The following is a 17,472-nucleotide window of genomic DNA, read 5'->3' as shown; positions in this document are numbered from 1 at the left end:
TTCACCTCATTCAATACCATTCCAAATGTGTTATTGTACGTTCAATTTCAGGAAATGAATCGATGTACTCAAGTACACGATTCATTTCTTTCTCACAGATAACACGATTTGAGGATACGGAAACAATTGCAATTTCTGTACGTTGCCATACATCTTGGTGCCCAACTTCAGAAACAGCTACATTATAGCGCTGTTTTACACGAGTTAACACACGTTGTAAAATTGCACGTTTCTCTTTTAAAGAATGCACATCGTAAATCATACACTCGAATGAGAGTGAAGCGATAATCATCGCTTCACTTCTTCCATAATGTACGCTTCAATGATGTCCCCTTCTTTAAGATCATTATATCTCTCAATTGTAATACCACACTCATAGTTTTGTGCAACTTCTTTTACGTCGTCTTTGAAACGTTTTAACGTATCAAGTTGTCCTTCGAAAATTACTACGCCGTCACGGATAATACGTACGCCACTATCACGCGTAATTTTACCGTCTGTTACGTAACAACCTGCGATTGTTCCAACTTTTGTTACTTTAAACGTTTGACGAACTTCTGCTTGACCGATTACTTTTTCTTCGAATTCTGGATCAAGCATACCTTGCATAGCTGCTTCAATCTCTTCGATTACTTTATAAATAATACGGTGTAAACGAATATCAACGTTCTCTAATTCAGCTGTACGCTTCGCGTTCACATCTGGACGTACGTTAAATCCAATTACAATTGCATTAGATGCAGAAGCTAAAATGATATCAGATTCTGTAATCGCACCTACACCAGTGTGAATGATTTTAACTTTTACGCCTTCAACATCAATTTTACGAAGTGATGCTGCCATCGCTTCAACAGAACCTTGTACGTCTGCTTTTACGATTAAGTTAATTTCTTTTACATCGCCCTCTTGGATTTGTTGGAATAAATCTTCAAGGCTTAATTTAGATTTCTCACCACGTTGTGCAACTAACGCTTCTTGTGCACGTGATTCACCAATTTGACGAGCTTTCTTCTCATCAGCAAATGCCATGAAACGATCTCCAGCCTGTGGTACTTCGTTTAAACCAGTAATTTCAACAGGAGTTGATGGACCAGCAACTTTTACACGACGACCAATATCACTTACCATTGCACGAACACGTCCGAATGAAGTTCCAACAACGATTGGATCTCCAACTCGAAGCGTACCATTTTGAACAAGTAATGTCGCGATAGTTCCTTTACCTTTATCAAGCTGTGCTTCGATTACTGTACCAGTTGCATAGCGGTTTGGATTTGCTTTATATTCTTCTACTTCACTTACAAGAAGGATCATTTCTAGTAAGTTGTCAATGCCTTCGCCTTGAATTGCAGAAATTGGTACGAAAATAGTATCTCCGCCCCAAGCTTCTGGAACTAATTCATATTCAGTTAGTTCTTGCATTACGCGATCAGGGTTTGCAGCTGGTTTATCCATTTTATTCACAGCAACAATAATTGGTACTCCTGCTGCCTTCGCATGGTTAATTGCTTCAACCGTTTGTGGCATAACACCGTCATCCGCTGCAACAACAAGGATTGTAATATCCGTTACTTGTGCCCCACGAGCACGCATCGTTGTAAATGCTGCGTGACCAGGTGTATCTAAGAATGTAATCTTCTTATCGTTTACTTCAACTTGATATGCACCGATATGCTGAGTAATTCCACCCGCTTCGCCTGCAGTTACTTTTGAGTTACGAATAGAATCCAGTAATGTTGTTTTACCATGGTCAACGTGTCCCATGATTGTAACTACAGCTGGACGTTCTTTTAAGTTCTCTTCATCATCTTGCTCATCAATGAATGTTTCAAACTCAGTCTCGCTTACAATTACTTCTTCTTCTACTTCAATACCGTAGTCGTTAGCAATTAACTCAATTGTATCTTTATCCAAGTCTTGGTTAATTGTTGCCATAATTCCAAGCATGAAGAGCTTCTTAATAATTTCAGATGGCTCTTTGCTTAATTTTTTAGCAAGATCTCCTACTGTAAGGCTTCCAGAGAAAGTAATTTTATCTGGTGTTTCTACAATTTGAGTTTGTTGTCTACCAGCAAAGTTCTCTTGACGTTTGTCTTCGTTTCCTTTGCCTTTTTTCTTTTTCTTATTGCTGTTCTTTTTACTGCGAACAACTTTTTCTTCTACTTCAAACTCATCTGCAACAGAAGGTTTTTCAGTTTGATATTCATTATCTAATTTATTTACTACTTCATCGTCTAACATTGTCATATGATTCGAAACCTCGATATTCATTTCTTTTAGTTTTGTCATAAGATCTTTACTTGAGATATTATGTTTTTTTGCATATTCATGCACTCGAATTTTACTCATACCTTCACCCCCGGTAATTTGTATCGAGCATGCTACGCAGCTTTTTCGCAAAGCCTACATCTAACACAGCTACAACGACTCGCTCATCTCTCCCAATCGCATGCCCTAATTGTTGTCGATTTTCGACCTTTCTCATTGGTACGTTGTAGTACGTAGTTTTATCTGTGATGCGTTTTGTAGTATTTACTGACGCATCTTCAGATAGCAATACAAGTTTTGCTTTGCCACTTCGTACTTCTTTTAAAACGAGTTCTTCACCCGAAATAATTTTCCGAGCCCGGTTTGCTAGTCCTAAAAACGATTTCCAATCGGACACTTATTTCGACTCCTTCTCAACAAGCTCAAGAAGCTCTTCATATAAAGAACCGTCGATTTTCGCTTTTAGATGATGTTCCAAAACATTTTTCTTTTGAGCTTGAAGAATGCTCTCCTTGTCCTTCGACAAGTAAGCACCTCGTCCTGATTTTTTCCCAGTTAAATCAATGGACACTTCTCCCTCTTTGGAACGAACAATGCGAACGAGCTCTCGTTTTGATTTCATTTCTTGCGTTGCAACACATTTTCGTAACGGAACTTTTCGATTGCTCATACTCATCACCTCTATTCGATTTCGTCTTCCACTGAATCGAATCCAAATGCGATTACGCTATCTTCTTCTGTTACAATACCAAGTTGTTTCGCATCAGACTCACTCTTAATATCAATTTTCCAGCCTGTTAATTTAGCTGCAAGACGTGCATTTTGTCCACGCTTACCGATAGCTAATGATAACTGGTGGTCTGGAACAACTACTGTTGTCGCTTTTTCTTCTTCATCTACAAGTACTTTAACAACTTGTGATGGGCTTAATGCATTTGCAACATATTCAACTGGATCATTTGACCAGCGGACGATGTCAATTTTTTCACCTTTTAATTCGTCTACAATGCGTTGTACACGTTGCCCTTTTGGTCCTACACAAGAACCAACTGGATCAACATCAGTGTTCTCTGCATATACAGAGATCTTAGAGCGATCGCCAGCTTCACGTGCTACAGAACGAATTTCTACAGTTCCATCATAGATTTCAGGAACTTCCATTTCGAATAAACGTTTTAAAAGACCAGGATGTGTACGTGATACGTAAATTTGTGGTCCTTTTGTCGTTTTTTCTACTTTCGTAATGAATACGCGAATACGATCATGTGGTTTGTATTGCTCATTAGGCATTTGCTCACTTACAGGTAATAAAGCTTCTACTTTTCCTAAGCTTACATAGATGAAACGAGCATCTTGACGTTGTACAATACCTACCATAATATCTTCTTCACGGTCACTAAACTCAGAGTAAATAACACCGCGCTCTGCTTCACGCACTCGTTGTGTGACAACTTGTTTTGCAGTTTGTGCTGCAATACGACCAAAGTCTTTTGGTGTTACTTCAATTTCTAGTACGTCACCATCTTGGTAGTTTGGATTAATTTGTCTTGCTTCCTCTACAGAAATTTCAAGACGTGGATCAAACACATTGTCTACTACGTCTTTACGTGCTAAAACTTGAATTGTTCCCACTTCTGGGTTAAAGCTCACACGAACGTTTTGTGCTTGATTAAAATTGCGCTTATAAGCAGAGATTAAAGCTGCTTCAATCGCATCAATAATAATGTCTTTGCTAATGCCTTTTTCAGATTCTAATACGAGCAAAGCATCTAATAACTCAGTGCTCATGAAGATCCCCCTTCTAACTAAAACGTAACAGCAAGTCGCGCATTTGCGACTTTATCCATCGAAATTTGGATTTCTTTTTTACGTGTTTTAATTGTTAATAATAATGTTATTGTTGTACCATCGTAAGAAAGCAGTTTTCCTTCAAACATCTTTTCACCATCAATCGGCTCATATGTTTTAATTGCCACTTGTTTTCCTACCGCTTGCTGGAAGTCTTTTTCTTTCTTTAATGGGCGTTCCGCTCCAGGAGATGATACATCCAAAAAGTAAAGATGAGGAATTGGATCCTCTTTATCTAAAGCTTCGCTTAAACGTTCACTTACCGCACCGCATTCTTCAATGTCGACTCCCTTTTCAGAATCGATGAATACGCGTAAGAACCAGTCTTGTCCTTCTTTCACATACTCTACATCTACAAGTTCAAGATTTAACTCTTCAACGATCGGCTGCGCAAATGCTTCTACAACTTCTGTGACTTTCTTATCCATAAACAGCCTCCTTCCTGCCGTCATGTACCATTTAAAAGAAGAAGATCCCGCCACTTTAAAAACGGTCTATCTTATTCTTTCTCGTTAGCTAACAAAAGCCCCTGCTGTTCAGCAGGGATTATCTGTCTTAGTATTACCAAATTTAAGAAGTAAAACTTGTAACAAAATATGTATATACGACAGAAATCTTTTACCTATCTACGTAGAGAAAACATAGATAGTAACACGAAAGAGTGGGTTTCCCCACTCTTTTCTTTACACAATATACATGACATGGTTATCTCGGTTAATAGTATATCATAGGAAATGTTGATTTGCAAAGACTTTTCCTACCTACTAGAACAGTGATAACTGGTTTTGATCCGGTAAATCTCCTAAACAACCTTGACTATCTAAATACTCAATAATTGTTTTCGAAACCTTACTACGCTGCTGCAAGTCCTCTTTTGATAAGAAGTCTCCATTTTTACGTGCTTCCACAATACTTAAAGCTGCGTTTGTACCAAGACCAGGTACCGCATTAAATGGAGGAATTAATGTGTCTCCATCAATAATAAATTCTGTTGCATGTGAGCGGTATAAATCCACCTTTTGGAATGAGTATCCACGCTCACACATTTCAAGTGTCATTTCTAGTACTGTTAATAAACTTTTCTCTTTCGGCGCAGCATCTAGTCCCTTTTGAGCAATTTCATCAATTCTTGCACGTATAGATGCTGAACCTTTCGCCATTGCCTCTACATCAAAATCATCTGCACGAACTGTAAAATATGCGGCATAGAATAACAGTGCAAAATGTACTTTAAAGTATGCGATACGTACAGCCATAAGTACGTAAGCAGCCGCATGGGCTTTAGGGAACATGTATTTAATCTTCTTACATGAATCAATATACCAACCTGGTACATTATTATTTTTCATGTCTTCTTCCCATTCTTCCGGTACACCTTTACCTTTACGAACCGACTCCATGATTTTGAAGGCTAATGATGGATCTAGACCTTGATAGATTAAATATACCATGATGTCATCACGACAACCGATAACTTCGCTCAGCGTACATGTACCGTTATAAATTAACTCGTTTGCATTACCAAGCCATACGTCAGTACCATGTGATAGTCCAGAAATTTGGACTAACTCTGAGAATGTCGTCGGTTTCGTCTCTTCTAACATCTGTCTTACGAATTTTGTACCAAACTCTGGTATACCAAGTGTACCTGTTTTACAGTTAATTTGCTCTTCCGTTACCCCTAACGATTCTGGACCAGAGAAAATTTTCATTACTTCTGGATCATCCGTTGGGATTGTTTTCGGATCAATACCACTTAAATCTTGTAACATACGAATAACGGTCGGATCATCGTGTCCTAGTATATCAAGTTTTAATAAATTATCATGAATTGAGTGGAAATCAAAATGCGTTGTTCTCCATTCAGCACCAATTGAATCAGCTGGGTACTGTATTGGTGAGAAATCAAAGATATCCATGTAATCTGGCACAACGATAATACCGCCTGGATGCTGTCCTGTTGTACGTTTTACACCGGTACACCCTGCTACTAAGCGATCAATCTCTGCATTTCGAATCGTTAAGTTATGATCATTTGCATAACCTTTTACATATCCGTAAGCAGTTTTTTCCGCAACTGTACCAATCGTTCCTGCACGATATACATAGTCTTCACCGAACAGTACTTTCGTATAGTTATGGGCACGTGGTTGGTATTCCCCGGAGAAGTTCAAATCGATATCGGGCACCTTATCTCCTTTAAATCCAAGGAACGTTTCGAAAGGAATGTCATGTCCATCTTTTACATATGGAATATTACAAGCAGGACATTCTTTATCTGGTAAGTCAAAACCAGAACCTACAGAACCATCATTAAAGAATTCTGATTGCTTACACTTCGGACATACATAGTGTGGTGGTAATGGGTTTACTTCTGTAATTTCCATCATCGTTGCAACAAATGATGACCCTACCGATCCACGCGAACCTACTAGATATCCGTCTACTAACGATTTTTTCACAAGCTTATGTGAAATTAAATAAATTACGGCGAATCCATGCCCAATAATACTTTTTAATTCTTTTTCTAAACGTGCTTCTACAATTTCCGGTAGCTCTTCACCATAAATGCTACGCGCCATTTTATAACTCATATCACGCGTTTCATCATCAGCACCTTCAATTTTCGGTGTGTATAGATCGTCTTTTACTGGATGCACATCACCAATTAATGACGCAATCTTTTGTGTATTTGTTACAACAACTTCTTTCGCTTTGTCTTCACCTAAGAATGAAAAACATTCTAACATCTCATCAGTTGTACGGAAATGTACTGGCGGTAATGAATGTCGATTTAACGGATTGGCTCCGCCCTGCGAACTGACTAAAATTTTACGATACATCGCATCCTCAGGGTCTAAATAATGCACGTTTCCTGTAGCAACAACTGGTTTATCTAACGTCTCACCTAGTTTTACTAAGTTAGAAATAATTGTTTTTAATTGACCTTCGTCTCGAACAAGCTCACGTTCTACTAAATGACGCAACACCTCTGGAGGCATTACTTCAATGTAATCATAGAACTGGGCAATTTCTTCTACCTCTTCAGGTGCCTTTTGCATCATTGCCTCGAACACTTCACCTTTATCACAAGCCGTTCCTACTAAAATTCCTTCACGATATTTTTTTAATAGTGACCTCGGCACACGTGGTACACGGTAAAAGTAATTAAGGTGAGAATATGAAACAAGTTTATATAAATTTTTCAATCCAACATCCGATGTGGCAAGTAACGTCATATGACTTGGACGGCCACGCTTATACGCATCCCCTTGTCCCATGCTATCATTTAATTGATCGTGATATTCAAATCCCTTTTCAATTACGTCTTTCAACATTTTCACAAGTAAATATCCCGTCGCTTCTGTATCATAAATCGCACGGTGATGTTGTGTTAATTCAATATCAAGTTTTTTACACATCGTATTTAATCGATGATTTTTCATTTCTGGGAATAAAAATCGTGCAAGTTCTAACGTATCAATAACTGGATTATTCGTTTTTTCTAGTCCAGCCTTTTTAAAACCTACGTTAATAAAGCCCATATCAAAGCTCGCGTTATGGGCAACAAGTGTATGGTCGCCCATCCATTCCTCAAACTTTTTAAACACTTCGTCCACTTCAGGTGCATCAGTTAACATATCATCCGTAATACCTGTCAATTCAATAATCGTCGCTGATAATGGTTGATGTGGATTTGCGAAAGATTCAAAGCGATCAATAATTTCGCCACCCTTTACTTTTACGGCAGCCAACTCAATGACTGTATCGTATACAGCTGATAAACCTGTCGTCTCAACGTCGAAAACAACATACGTTTCCTCTGCAAGTAAACGATGCGCTTCGTTATACGCTATCGGTACACCATCATTAACTAGATTTGCTTCTACACCATATATAACTTTAACACCAGCCTTCTTCCCTGCAGAATACGCCTCTGGGAAGGACTGAGCCACGGCATGATCTGTAACCGCAATAGCCTCATGTCCCCATTTACCAGCTTGAGCAACAAGCTTAGAAACTGGAGTGACAGCGTCCATTTGACTCATCGGAGTATGGAGATGCAGCTCTACTCGTTTTTCGCCTTCTGGTGCTTTATCTTTACGAGACGGTCCTGTTATTTCATTAATATCATTTGCAATCATTACTAAATCTCGAACGAATGTATCGTTTTGAACAGAACCACGCGCTTTCACCCACATTCCTTTTTTCAAGGATTGCAGCATTGGAATATCTTCTTTGTCACGCGAGAACATTTTGATCATAATAGAATCCGTATAATCCGTTATTTTTAAAGTTAATAACGTACGCCCACTACGAAGCTCTTTTGTTTCTACATGGAAGACATATCCTTGAACCGTTTTTCTTCTTTCTTCATCTTGAATTTCTCGCATCGGTGTAATCTCTTCATCTGGCTTAATAAGATACCCGAGTGTAATCGGTCCTTCATACACAACGCTGCTTTCTTCAGCTTGCTTCTTCGCCATTTCTTCCATAGCTTGTATAACACGCTCACGGTCTTCTTGCTGCGTTTGTTCACGAAACTTTTGCATTTCTTCTGTATTTTGCTGTATATGTGTGTCTAACTGAAAACGCGGGAATCCAAAAACTTCGTATTGATCCCCTACTGGTTTCGCAACGTTTTTCTTTAAAGCCGTAGACTCCAGCTCGTTATTTACATTTATTAGCAACTTCACTCCATTCACCTGTGGAAGCTGCTTCTTTAAGTATGCGAACATAGGTGAAAATGTAATTCGTTCCGTACAAAGCGGCCAATACGCCCTCACTTCTTCTTCTGTAAATTGTTTATTCTCTGTTTCTAATGCAAATGTTGTTCTTGCAATATGAGAAAATGATTGCTTAAGCTTTGTTTCTAGCAATTCATATAATTCTGTAGGCAAAATACGTGGCACTTGTAAATCAAAATGCCAACTTTTATTCGCTTTATCAATAACGAGCCTTTCAATACCACCGCCTTGTAAATATTGATTTATAAGGTCGTCTGGTATTTGCAACTGCTGGAGCAAAATTTGAAATCGCTCTTGTTGTTCATTTGTTAAAGACATAAGCACTCTCCTTCCATTTGCTATTATAAATTGAAACGTACCACAAAGAAAGATTTCTCACCTCTTCTTTTACAAAATACGTTTACAAAGAAAGAGAAGGTACCCCATTACGAGGTACCTCTTCTTATTTTAAAATATTTGCAATATATGTTTGAAGTTCTTCTACTTTTACTTCTTCAGACTCACCTGTAGCACGTACTTTCACTTCTACAATACCTTCGTCTGCTTTTTTACCAACTGTAACACGAACTGGAAGACCGAATAAATCTGCATCTGCAAATTTAACACCTGCACGTTCTGCACGATCGTCTAATAACACTTCATAGCCTTGTTCTTGTAATGAGTTGTAAATATTTTCACCCATTTCACGTTGTGCATCAGATTTCATATTTACTGGAATTACATGCACATGGAACGGTGCTACCGCTTTTGGCCAAACTAAGCCGTTCTCATCGTTAAATTGCTCTGCAATTGCTGCTACTGTACGAGATACACCGATACCGTAACAACCCATAATAAGTGGTTGTGTTTTTCCGTTTTCATCTAGGAATGTTGCGTTCATTGCTTCACTATAACGAGTTCCTAATTTGAATACATGACCAACTTCAATTCCGCGTGCGAAAAGAATTGTTCCGTTTCCATCTGGAGATTGGTCTCCTTCTTGAATGAAGCGTAAATCTGTATATTGACTTACTTTAAAGTCACGTTCTGGATTTACATTTACATAATGGAATCCTTCTTCATTCGCTCCTGAACATCCGTTAACAATTGATGCTACAGCATGATCAGCAATAATTTCGATATCACCTGTTACATTAATCGGTCCTAATGAACCCACTTCACAATTTAATAATGCTTTTACTTCTTCATGAGAAGCAAGCTCAACAACTGAAGCGCCGTATACATTTTTCACTTTCACATCGTTTACTTCGTGATCACCACGAACAAGTACAACTACTAATTTCTCATCTACTTTAAACACCATAGACTTAATGCACTTGTCAGCTGCAATGTTTAAGAATGCAGATACTTCTTCAATTGCTTTTTGGTCTGGTGTTGCTACTTTTTCAAGTGCTTTTTCTGCTTCGTCACTCTTCTTATACGTAGCTACAACAGGAGCCATTTCGATGTTTGCTGCATAATCAGATGTGTCAGAGTATGCAATTGTATCTTCACCAACATCAGATAATACCATAAATTCATGTGTATCTTTTCCGCCCATTGCTCCAGAATCAGCAATAACTGCACGGAAATTCAAACCACAGCGAGCAAAAATGTTAGAGTATGCTTTATATAAGCGATCGTATACTTCATCTAAGCTCTCTTGTGTAGCATGGAAAGAGTATGCATCTTTCATTAGAAACTCTCTTCCACGTAATAAGCCGAAACGAGGTCTTTGCTCATCACGGAATTTTGTTTGAATTTGGTATAATGTTAACGGTAATTTTTTATATGATTTCACTTCATCACGCACAAGATCCGTAATTACTTCCTCATGTGTCGCTCCTAATGCGAATTCACGAGCATTACGATCTTTCATACGCATTAATTCAGATCCGTAAGAATACCAACGACCTGATTCTTGCCATAATTCCGCAGCTTGCATAGCTGGCATTAATAATTCTACAGCTCCTGCGCGCTCCATTTCTTCTCGAACGATACGTTCTACTTTGTGTAATACTTTTAATCCAAATGGTAGAAAGCTATAAATACCAGAAGCATTTTGACGCATAAAACCTGCACGAAGTAATAGCTGATGACTCTTAATTTCAGCATCAGCTGGAACTTCACGTAATGTAGGACTGAATACCATACTTTGTTTCATTTATTTGCACCTCTTCATTTTACTCTTACACGCAGTAAAACCCCTCACCTCGAGTTAGGTGAGGGATTTTATTCTACGAGCTCTATTTCATTATAAGTTTCACTTTATTTTACAAGAAAAACTTACGAATGTCATTCCAAGTTACAACTAACATAAGTAACATTAATAATGCAAAACCAATAAAGTGAACCATTCCTTCTTTTTGGCGATCAATTGGTTTTCCTCGTAACGCTTCAATTAAGAAGAAGAATAAACGGCCACCATCTAAAGCAGGAACTGGTAATAAATTAAATAAACCAAGATTAATGCTTAGAACTGCAGCTAAACTTAGTACACGCGTAAACCCATAATCTACAACTTGATCTGTTAGATTATAAATTCCTACTGGACCTGATAACTCATTAATAGAAAATTGACCAGTTACTAATTTAACAAGAGATTCAAAAATTAGTTTCGTCCATTGGTACGTTTGTTCAAATCCTGATTTAATAGAACCCATTACTGTTTTCTCTACAGGAGAATAAACACCGATTCTACCAACTTCGTCTTTTCCTTCTTTATCAAGTGTTGGCGTTACTTTCACATTAAACTGTTCATTATCACGCTTTACTTGTAACGTAATTTCTTTATTTGGGTTTTCACGTACAATAGTAACAACATCTTTCCATGTACTTGTGTTTTTCCCATCAATAGCTTGAATTGTATCATTCTCTTTCAATCCAGCTTGCTGTGCTGCACTGTTATCCATCACTTTTCCGACCATTGGTTTGTCAATAGGGACCCCTTGTACAAATCCAAGAATCACAAAAATAACAAATGCTAAAATGAAGTTCATTGCAGGACCCGCAAAGATTGTTAAAGCGCGTTGCCCTAGTTTTTTCGAGCCAAATTGTCTATTATACGGGGCAATTTGAATTTCTTCCCCCGCAGTAATAATACGAGCCTTTTCATTCACTCGGAATGTTTGAAGCTCTTCCTCGTACTCTTCATAGCCCGAAATTGTTAAATTATGCTCCAAATCAGCTTGTTCGACTTCAATAACACGAACATTTGGATACTTTTCATATCCATCAAAAACTAATTTCACAACTTCGTCTTTTTCATTTAATACAAGGCCAACCTTTTTCCCAGGCTTTAACTCAACTGTGTCCGCATCCTCGCCAGCCATTCTTACATAGCCACCAAGGGGCAGTAATCGAATCGTATACACCGTTTCATTCTTTTCAAATGAGAATATTTTCGGACCAAAACCAATCGCAAACTCGCGGCATAAAATACCTGCTCTTTTTGCGAAATATAGATGCCCTAGCTCATGGAAAAATACGAGTGCACCGAAAATTAATATAAAGGCAATCGCTGTATTCAATTCCATAACCACCTTTGCTAAATTTGTTCCATCACAAACCGTCTTGTGGCCGCATCAATTTCCAAAATTTCCTCTAAGCTCGGTCGTGCAATGACATTGTGATGGTTCATTGCTTTTTCAATGAGGTCTTCCACTGTTAAGAAATCAATTCTCTTTTGTAAAAAGGCTTCAACAGCTACTTCATTCGCTGCGTTCATTACAGCTGGCATACTTCCACCTGCTTTTCCAGCTTCATACGCAAAACGTAAACAACGGAATCGTTCTTGGTCCATTTTCTCAAAATGCAACGTCCCTATTTCCCATAAGTTTAACTGTTTTGTGTCTGAAAGAGGCAATCTATCAGGATATGTAAGTGCGTATTGAATTGGTACTCGCATATCAGGTGAACCAAGCTGCGCCATTACACTACGATCTTCAAATTCAACCATAGAATGGATAATACTTTCTTTATGTAAAACAACATCGATTTGCTCATAAGGGATACCAAAAAGCCAATGTGCTTCAATTACTTCTAGTCCCTTATTCATCATTGTAGCAGAATCAATTGTAATTTTCGAACCCATTGACCAGTTTGGATGTCGAAGCGCATCTTCTACGGTCACACGATGCAATTCATCCCTCGTTTTATCGCGGAAACTTCCACCAGAAGCCGTTATAATAAGACGAGAAATTCTTTTTTCATTTTCACCATTCAAGCATTGAAAAATAGCCGAATGTTCACTATCAACTGGAAGTAACGAAACATTATGTTTTCGTGCTGCTTCCATTACAAGATGTCCTGCAGTTACTAACGTTTCTTTATTTGCAATTCCAATTGTTTTTTTCGCCTCAATTGCACGAAGTGTTGGTAACAACCCTACGCTACCTACAACAGCATTTACTACAATCTCCGCATCTGGATGTAATGCTACTTCTAAAAGTCCTTCACTACCATATACAATTTTTGTATTACCAGAAACAGATTGTAATTTTAAAACATCTTCCTCTCTTTGCACAGAGACGATTTGCGGAGAAAATTCTTGAATTACCTTTACTGCGTAGTCAATATTTTTCCCTACAGAACAAGCAACGAGACGGAATTGGTCTGGGTGCGAGCGTAATACATCTAAAGTTTGTGTACCAATTGATCCGCTTGCACCTAATAAACTAATGTTTTTCATGACTCCAACCCCTCGTTCATTTATTAATTGTATTGTAATAAGAAGTAGAGAATTGGTAAAACGAATAACCAACTATCTGTTCGGTCTAATATACCACCATGCCCAGGTAAAATTGTACCTGAATCCTTTACGCCATAATGACGTTTAAAAGCAGATTGTACTAAATCACCAATTTGTCCAAAAATAGAAATGATAATTGTCAGCACAATTAAAATTACTACATTCGATTCGACTGGGAAGAACACGTTGTAAACAAGTGCCACAATAATTCCACAAACGATGCCCCCTAATGAACCTTCAATCGTTTTATTTGGACTGATTTCTGGCCACAATTTTCTCTTGCCCAATGCTTTTCCTACGAAATATGCGCCTGAATCAGTAGCCCATATAACAAATAATGCGCAAAATACATATTTAATTCCTAATATTCTCGTTTCATTTAAATATAAGAATCCCATTGCCACATATGTCGTTGCCATCAGTAAAAATGAAGCATTATCAAAAGTAAATGTATTCTTAGAAAGGACTGTATATGATAAAAGTAATAAAACAATCACAAATGTGATTTCCAATTTACCTAATCCAATCCATGTAAACAGTTCTGATGCACTACTTGGAATTAAAAGAATCCACAATAATACTGCAGCTAAAACTGTCGGTACTGAAATAAGCGTAAGCTTATTCATACGAATTAATTCATATAAACCTATAGAAGCAAGTGCATACACTAAAACCGTAAAAGGCACGCCACCGTATATTACGATGGGAATGAATAGCGCGGCAGCAACCACTCCAGTAATAATTCTCTGTTTCACTACCAAACCCTCTCTTTCTACACGCCTCCGAATCTGCGCCCTCTATGTTGAAAGTCAGTAATCGCATTTAGCAAATGTTCTTCTTTGAAGTCTGGCCAATACACGTCTGTAAACCAAAACTCCGAATATGCAATTTGCCATAACATGAAATTACTAATACGTAGCTCTCCGCTTGTTCGGATTAACAACTCTGGATCAGGTAAAGAACTCGTCATTAAGTAGGAGGAAAGCATTTCTTCACTTACCTCTTCAGAACGAATTTTTCCTTCCTCATTATCTTTCATCATATGTTGCACAGCAGAAACGATTTCATCTCGACTTCCATAGTTTAACGCGAAATTAAGAATTAATCCCGTATTCTCTTTCGTATCTTCCATGGCTTTCTCCATCGCTCTGCGTGTATGCGTAGGAAGACGATCTTTTTGCCCTATTACTCGGACTTGTACGTTTTCTTCAATCAATTCTGGTAAAAATGTACCTAGAAATTCTTCTGGAAGCTTCATTAAATAATCAACTTCCTTTTTCGGTCTTTTCCAGTTCTCAGTTGAAAAAGCATAAAGAGTTAACACTTTCACATTAAGTTTACTTGCAAATTTTGTAATTTTCTTTACAACTTGCATACCTTCATGATGTCCCGCAATACGAGGCATTGCTCTCCTCTTTGCCCATCTTCCATTCCCATCCATAATGATGGCAATATGTTCTGGGATATATCCTTTTTTCACTTCTTCAACGAGATGATCAAACGATGTGTCCTTTTTACCTTTAAAAAAAGGAAAGTTTTTAAACATCATTCATACCCTCCAGCAAGCAGACGTATGCCTAAAAGTGTAAAAAGACCCCCTTAAGAAGAGGGTCATAATTGCGAAGTTATCGCTATTACACTTCCATGATTTCTTTTTCTTTGTTTTTTGCGATTTCGTCAACTTTTGCAATATATTTATCTGTTTCTTTTTGGATATCTTCAGTATATCCTCTTAAATCATCTTCTGTAATCTCGCCAGCTTTTTCAAGCTTCTTAAGATCATCATTTCCGTCACGACGTACGTTACGAACAGCAACTTTAGCTTCTTCAGCATATTTTTTCACAACTTTTACAAGATCACGACGACGTTCTTCTGTTAATGCAGGGAATGCAATACGAATTACAGTTCCATCATTAGAAGGATTTAAGCCTAAATCTGCTTTTAAAATTGCTTTTTCAATATCACCGATAGAAGTTTTATCATAAGGTTGAATTACTAGTAAACGCGCTTCTGGAACTGTAATGTTCGCTAATTGCACAACTGGTGTTGGTGCACCATAGTAATCAACTTGTACCTTATCTAATACAGACGCGTTTGCACGGCCAGCACGAACTGTTGCTAATTCACGAGAATAAGCAGCAACTGCTTTTTCCATTTTTTCATTTGAAGACTTCAATACTTGTTGTCCCATATTTATTTCCCCCTTACCACTGTTCCGATATTTTCGCCTAAAACGGCACGTTTAATATTACCTTTTTCCATAACTGAGAATACAATTAATGGAATATCATTATCCATACATAGAGAAGAAGCTGTAGAATCCATTACACCTAAACCTTCTTTTAATACGTCTAAGTAAGTAAGCGTTTCATATTTCGTAGCTGTTGGATCAATAGATGGATCCGCATTATATACACCATCTACATTGTTTTTTGCCATTAAAATTACATCTGCTTCAATTTCTGCCGCACGTAATGCTGCTGTTGTATCTGTAGAGAAGTATGGGTTACCTGTACCTGCTGCAAAGATAACAACACGTTTTTTCTCTAAGTGACGAACTGCTTTACGACGAATGTAAGGTTCTGCAACTTGACGCATCTCAATTGAAGTTTGTACACGAGTTTGAATTCCGATATTCTCCAAGCTATCTTGAAGAGCTAATGAATTCATAACTGTCGCTAACATGCCCATGTAATCTGCCCCTGCACGATCCATGCCCATTTCACTTCCAATTTTCCCACGCCAAATGTTACCGCCACCAACAACAACAGCAACCTCTACATCAAGTTCTGCAATTTCTTTTACTTGTTCCGCAACTGACTTAATAACAGTTGGGTTAATTCCAAATCCTTGCTCTCCAGCTAAAGCTTCTCCACTTAGCTTTAAAACGACACGATTATATTTCGGTTTACTCATAATGAACCTCCAATTGCTTACATCTTTATTTTAAAAAAGGGAACACAATGTGTTCCCTAATCTGTATTAGTTGCTACCTTTTACTTGGTTCATTACTTCTTCAGCAAAGTTGTCTTCGCGTTTTTCGATACCTTCACCAACAGCGTAGCGAACGAATCCTTTTAATGTTCCGCCTTTAGACTCAACGAACTGACGAACTTTCATATCAGGGTTTTTAACGAATGCTTGGTCAAGTAAGCAAATCTCTTCGAAGAATTTGCCTAAACGGCCTTCAACCATTTTTGCAACGATTTTCTCAGGCTTGCCTTCGTTTAATGCTTGTTGTGTTAATACTTGACGCTCATGCTCAACTTCTTCAGCTGTTACAGCATCGCGGTCGATGTATTTAGGGTTAACTGCAGCGATGTGCATTGCAACATCTTTAGCAGCAGCTTCATCAGTAGAACCTTCAAGAACTGTTAATACACCAATGCGTCCACCCATGTGTAGGTAAGCGCCGAATGCATCTGCATCAGTTTTTGATACGATTTCGAAACGACGAAGTGTAAGTTTTTCACCAATTTTAGCGATTGCTTCGTTGATGTGCTCTTCAACTTTTTTACCGTTTTCCATTGTTTGAGCCATAGCTTCTTCAACGTTAGCTGGTTTGTTAGTTAATAAGTGAGCAGCTAATTCTTTAATTAGTGTTTGGAAACCTTCGTTTTTCGCAACGAAATCAGTTTCAGAGTTTAATTCTAAGATTAAAGCATCGTTACCGTTTGTTTCGATGAAAGTTAAACCTTCAGCAGCAATGCGGTCAGCTTTTTTAGCAGCTTTCGCAATACCTTTTTCACGTAAGAAGTCAATTGCCTTCTCCATGTCGCCGTTAGTTTCTGTTAAAGCTTTTTTGCAGTCCATCATACCTGCGCCAGTTTTTTCACGTAATTCTTTTACCATTTGAGCAGTGATTGCCATACTTTTCA

General features: G+C 38.0%; 15 protein-coding genes. All 15 read right to left on the bottom strand.

Features of this window, described 5'->3' with window-relative positions; genetic code table 11:
• Window positions 1-10: 10 nt before the first annotated feature.
• On the bottom strand, window positions 11-292 hold the full coding sequence (locus GBN78_RS02585) for a DUF503 domain-containing protein (RefSeq protein WP_000582363.1): 282 nt from the start codon (window positions 290-292) through the stop codon (window positions 11-13).
• A complete protein-coding gene (gene infB, locus GBN78_RS02580; RefSeq protein ID WP_000036343.1) occupies window positions 289-2,349 on the bottom strand; it encodes a translation initiation factor IF-2 in 2,061 nt (686 codons plus the stop codon). The genes GBN78_RS02585 and infB overlap by 4 nt, the downstream gene beginning before the upstream one ends.
• Before the next feature lie 4 nt (window positions 2,350-2,353).
• Window positions 2,354-2,665, bottom strand: coding sequence for a YlxQ family RNA-binding protein (locus GBN78_RS02575; RefSeq protein ID WP_001286524.1), 312 nt, complete (start codon window positions 2,663-2,665; stop codon window positions 2,354-2,356).
• Window positions 2,666-2,938 carry an RNase P modulator RnpM gene (gene rnpM / locus GBN78_RS02570; RefSeq protein ID WP_000071127.1) on the bottom strand — a complete coding sequence of 91 codons (273 nt, stop codon included), beginning with the start codon at window positions 2,936-2,938 and terminating at the stop codon, window positions 2,666-2,668.
• Between the two features lie 11 nt (window positions 2,939-2,949).
• Window positions 2,950-4,056 (bottom strand): transcription termination factor NusA, encoded by a 1,107-nt coding sequence (gene nusA / locus GBN78_RS02565; RefSeq protein WP_000102604.1) that lies wholly within the window; start codon window positions 4,054-4,056, stop codon window positions 2,950-2,952.
• Between the two features lie 17 nt (window positions 4,057-4,073).
• A complete protein-coding gene (rimP, locus tag GBN78_RS02560) occupies window positions 4,074-4,544 on the bottom strand; it encodes a ribosome maturation factor RimP (protein WP_000359096.1) in 471 nt (156 codons plus the stop codon).
• A 336-nt stretch (window positions 4,545-4,880) separates the two neighbouring features.
• A complete protein-coding gene (locus tag GBN78_RS02555) occupies window positions 4,881-9,182 on the bottom strand; it encodes a PolC-type DNA polymerase III (protein WP_000060005.1) in 4,302 nt (1,433 codons plus the stop codon).
• A gap of 124 nt (window positions 9,183-9,306) precedes the next feature.
• The gene (locus GBN78_RS02550; protein ID WP_000814297.1) at window positions 9,307-11,007 is read right to left on the bottom strand and encodes a proline--tRNA ligase; all 1,701 of its coding nucleotides are present in this window, start codon (window positions 11,005-11,007) and stop codon (window positions 9,307-9,309) included.
• Between the two features lie 109 nt (window positions 11,008-11,116).
• Window positions 11,117-12,373, bottom strand: a complete 1,257-nt coding sequence (rseP, locus tag GBN78_RS02545; protein ID WP_001090243.1) for an RIP metalloprotease RseP — start codon at window positions 12,371-12,373, stop codon at window positions 11,117-11,119.
• A 17-nt stretch (window positions 12,374-12,390) separates the two neighbouring features.
• Complete coding sequence (dxr, locus tag GBN78_RS02540) at window positions 12,391-13,533, bottom strand: 1-deoxy-D-xylulose-5-phosphate reductoisomerase (RefSeq protein WP_152126910.1); 1,143 nt, start codon at window positions 13,531-13,533, stop codon at window positions 12,391-12,393.
• A gap of 23 nt (window positions 13,534-13,556) precedes the next feature.
• Window positions 13,557-14,348 carry a phosphatidate cytidylyltransferase gene (cdsA, locus tag GBN78_RS02535; RefSeq protein ID WP_000813592.1) on the bottom strand — a complete coding sequence of 264 codons (792 nt, stop codon included), beginning with the start codon at window positions 14,346-14,348 and terminating at the stop codon, window positions 13,557-13,559.
• A 17-nt stretch (window positions 14,349-14,365) separates the two neighbouring features.
• Window positions 14,366-15,142: an isoprenyl transferase gene (gene uppS, locus GBN78_RS02530; RefSeq protein ID WP_000971296.1), complete on the bottom strand. Its 777-nt coding sequence runs from the start codon at window positions 15,140-15,142 to the stop codon at window positions 14,366-14,368.
• 85 nt (window positions 15,143-15,227) lie between these two features.
• A complete protein-coding gene (gene frr, locus GBN78_RS02525; protein WP_000531501.1) occupies window positions 15,228-15,785 on the bottom strand; it encodes a ribosome recycling factor in 558 nt (185 codons plus the stop codon).
• Between the two features lie 2 nt (window positions 15,786-15,787).
• Window positions 15,788-16,510 (bottom strand): UMP kinase, encoded by a 723-nt coding sequence (gene pyrH, locus GBN78_RS02520; protein ID WP_000042668.1) that lies wholly within the window; start codon window positions 16,508-16,510, stop codon window positions 15,788-15,790.
• Between the two features lie 66 nt (window positions 16,511-16,576).
• Window positions 16,577-17,464 (bottom strand): translation elongation factor Ts, encoded by an 888-nt coding sequence (gene tsf, locus GBN78_RS02515; RefSeq protein ID WP_001018578.1) that lies wholly within the window; start codon window positions 17,462-17,464, stop codon window positions 16,577-16,579.
• Window positions 17,465-17,472 lie beyond the last annotated feature (8 nt).

It is taken from the genome of Bacillus sp. B2-WWTP-C-10-Post-4, assembly GCF_009183805.1.
Classification (GTDB): Bacteria; Bacillota; Bacilli; order Bacillales; family Bacillaceae_G; genus Bacillus_A; species Bacillus_A cereus.
This window is presented reverse-complemented; position numbering and strand designations above follow the sequence as displayed.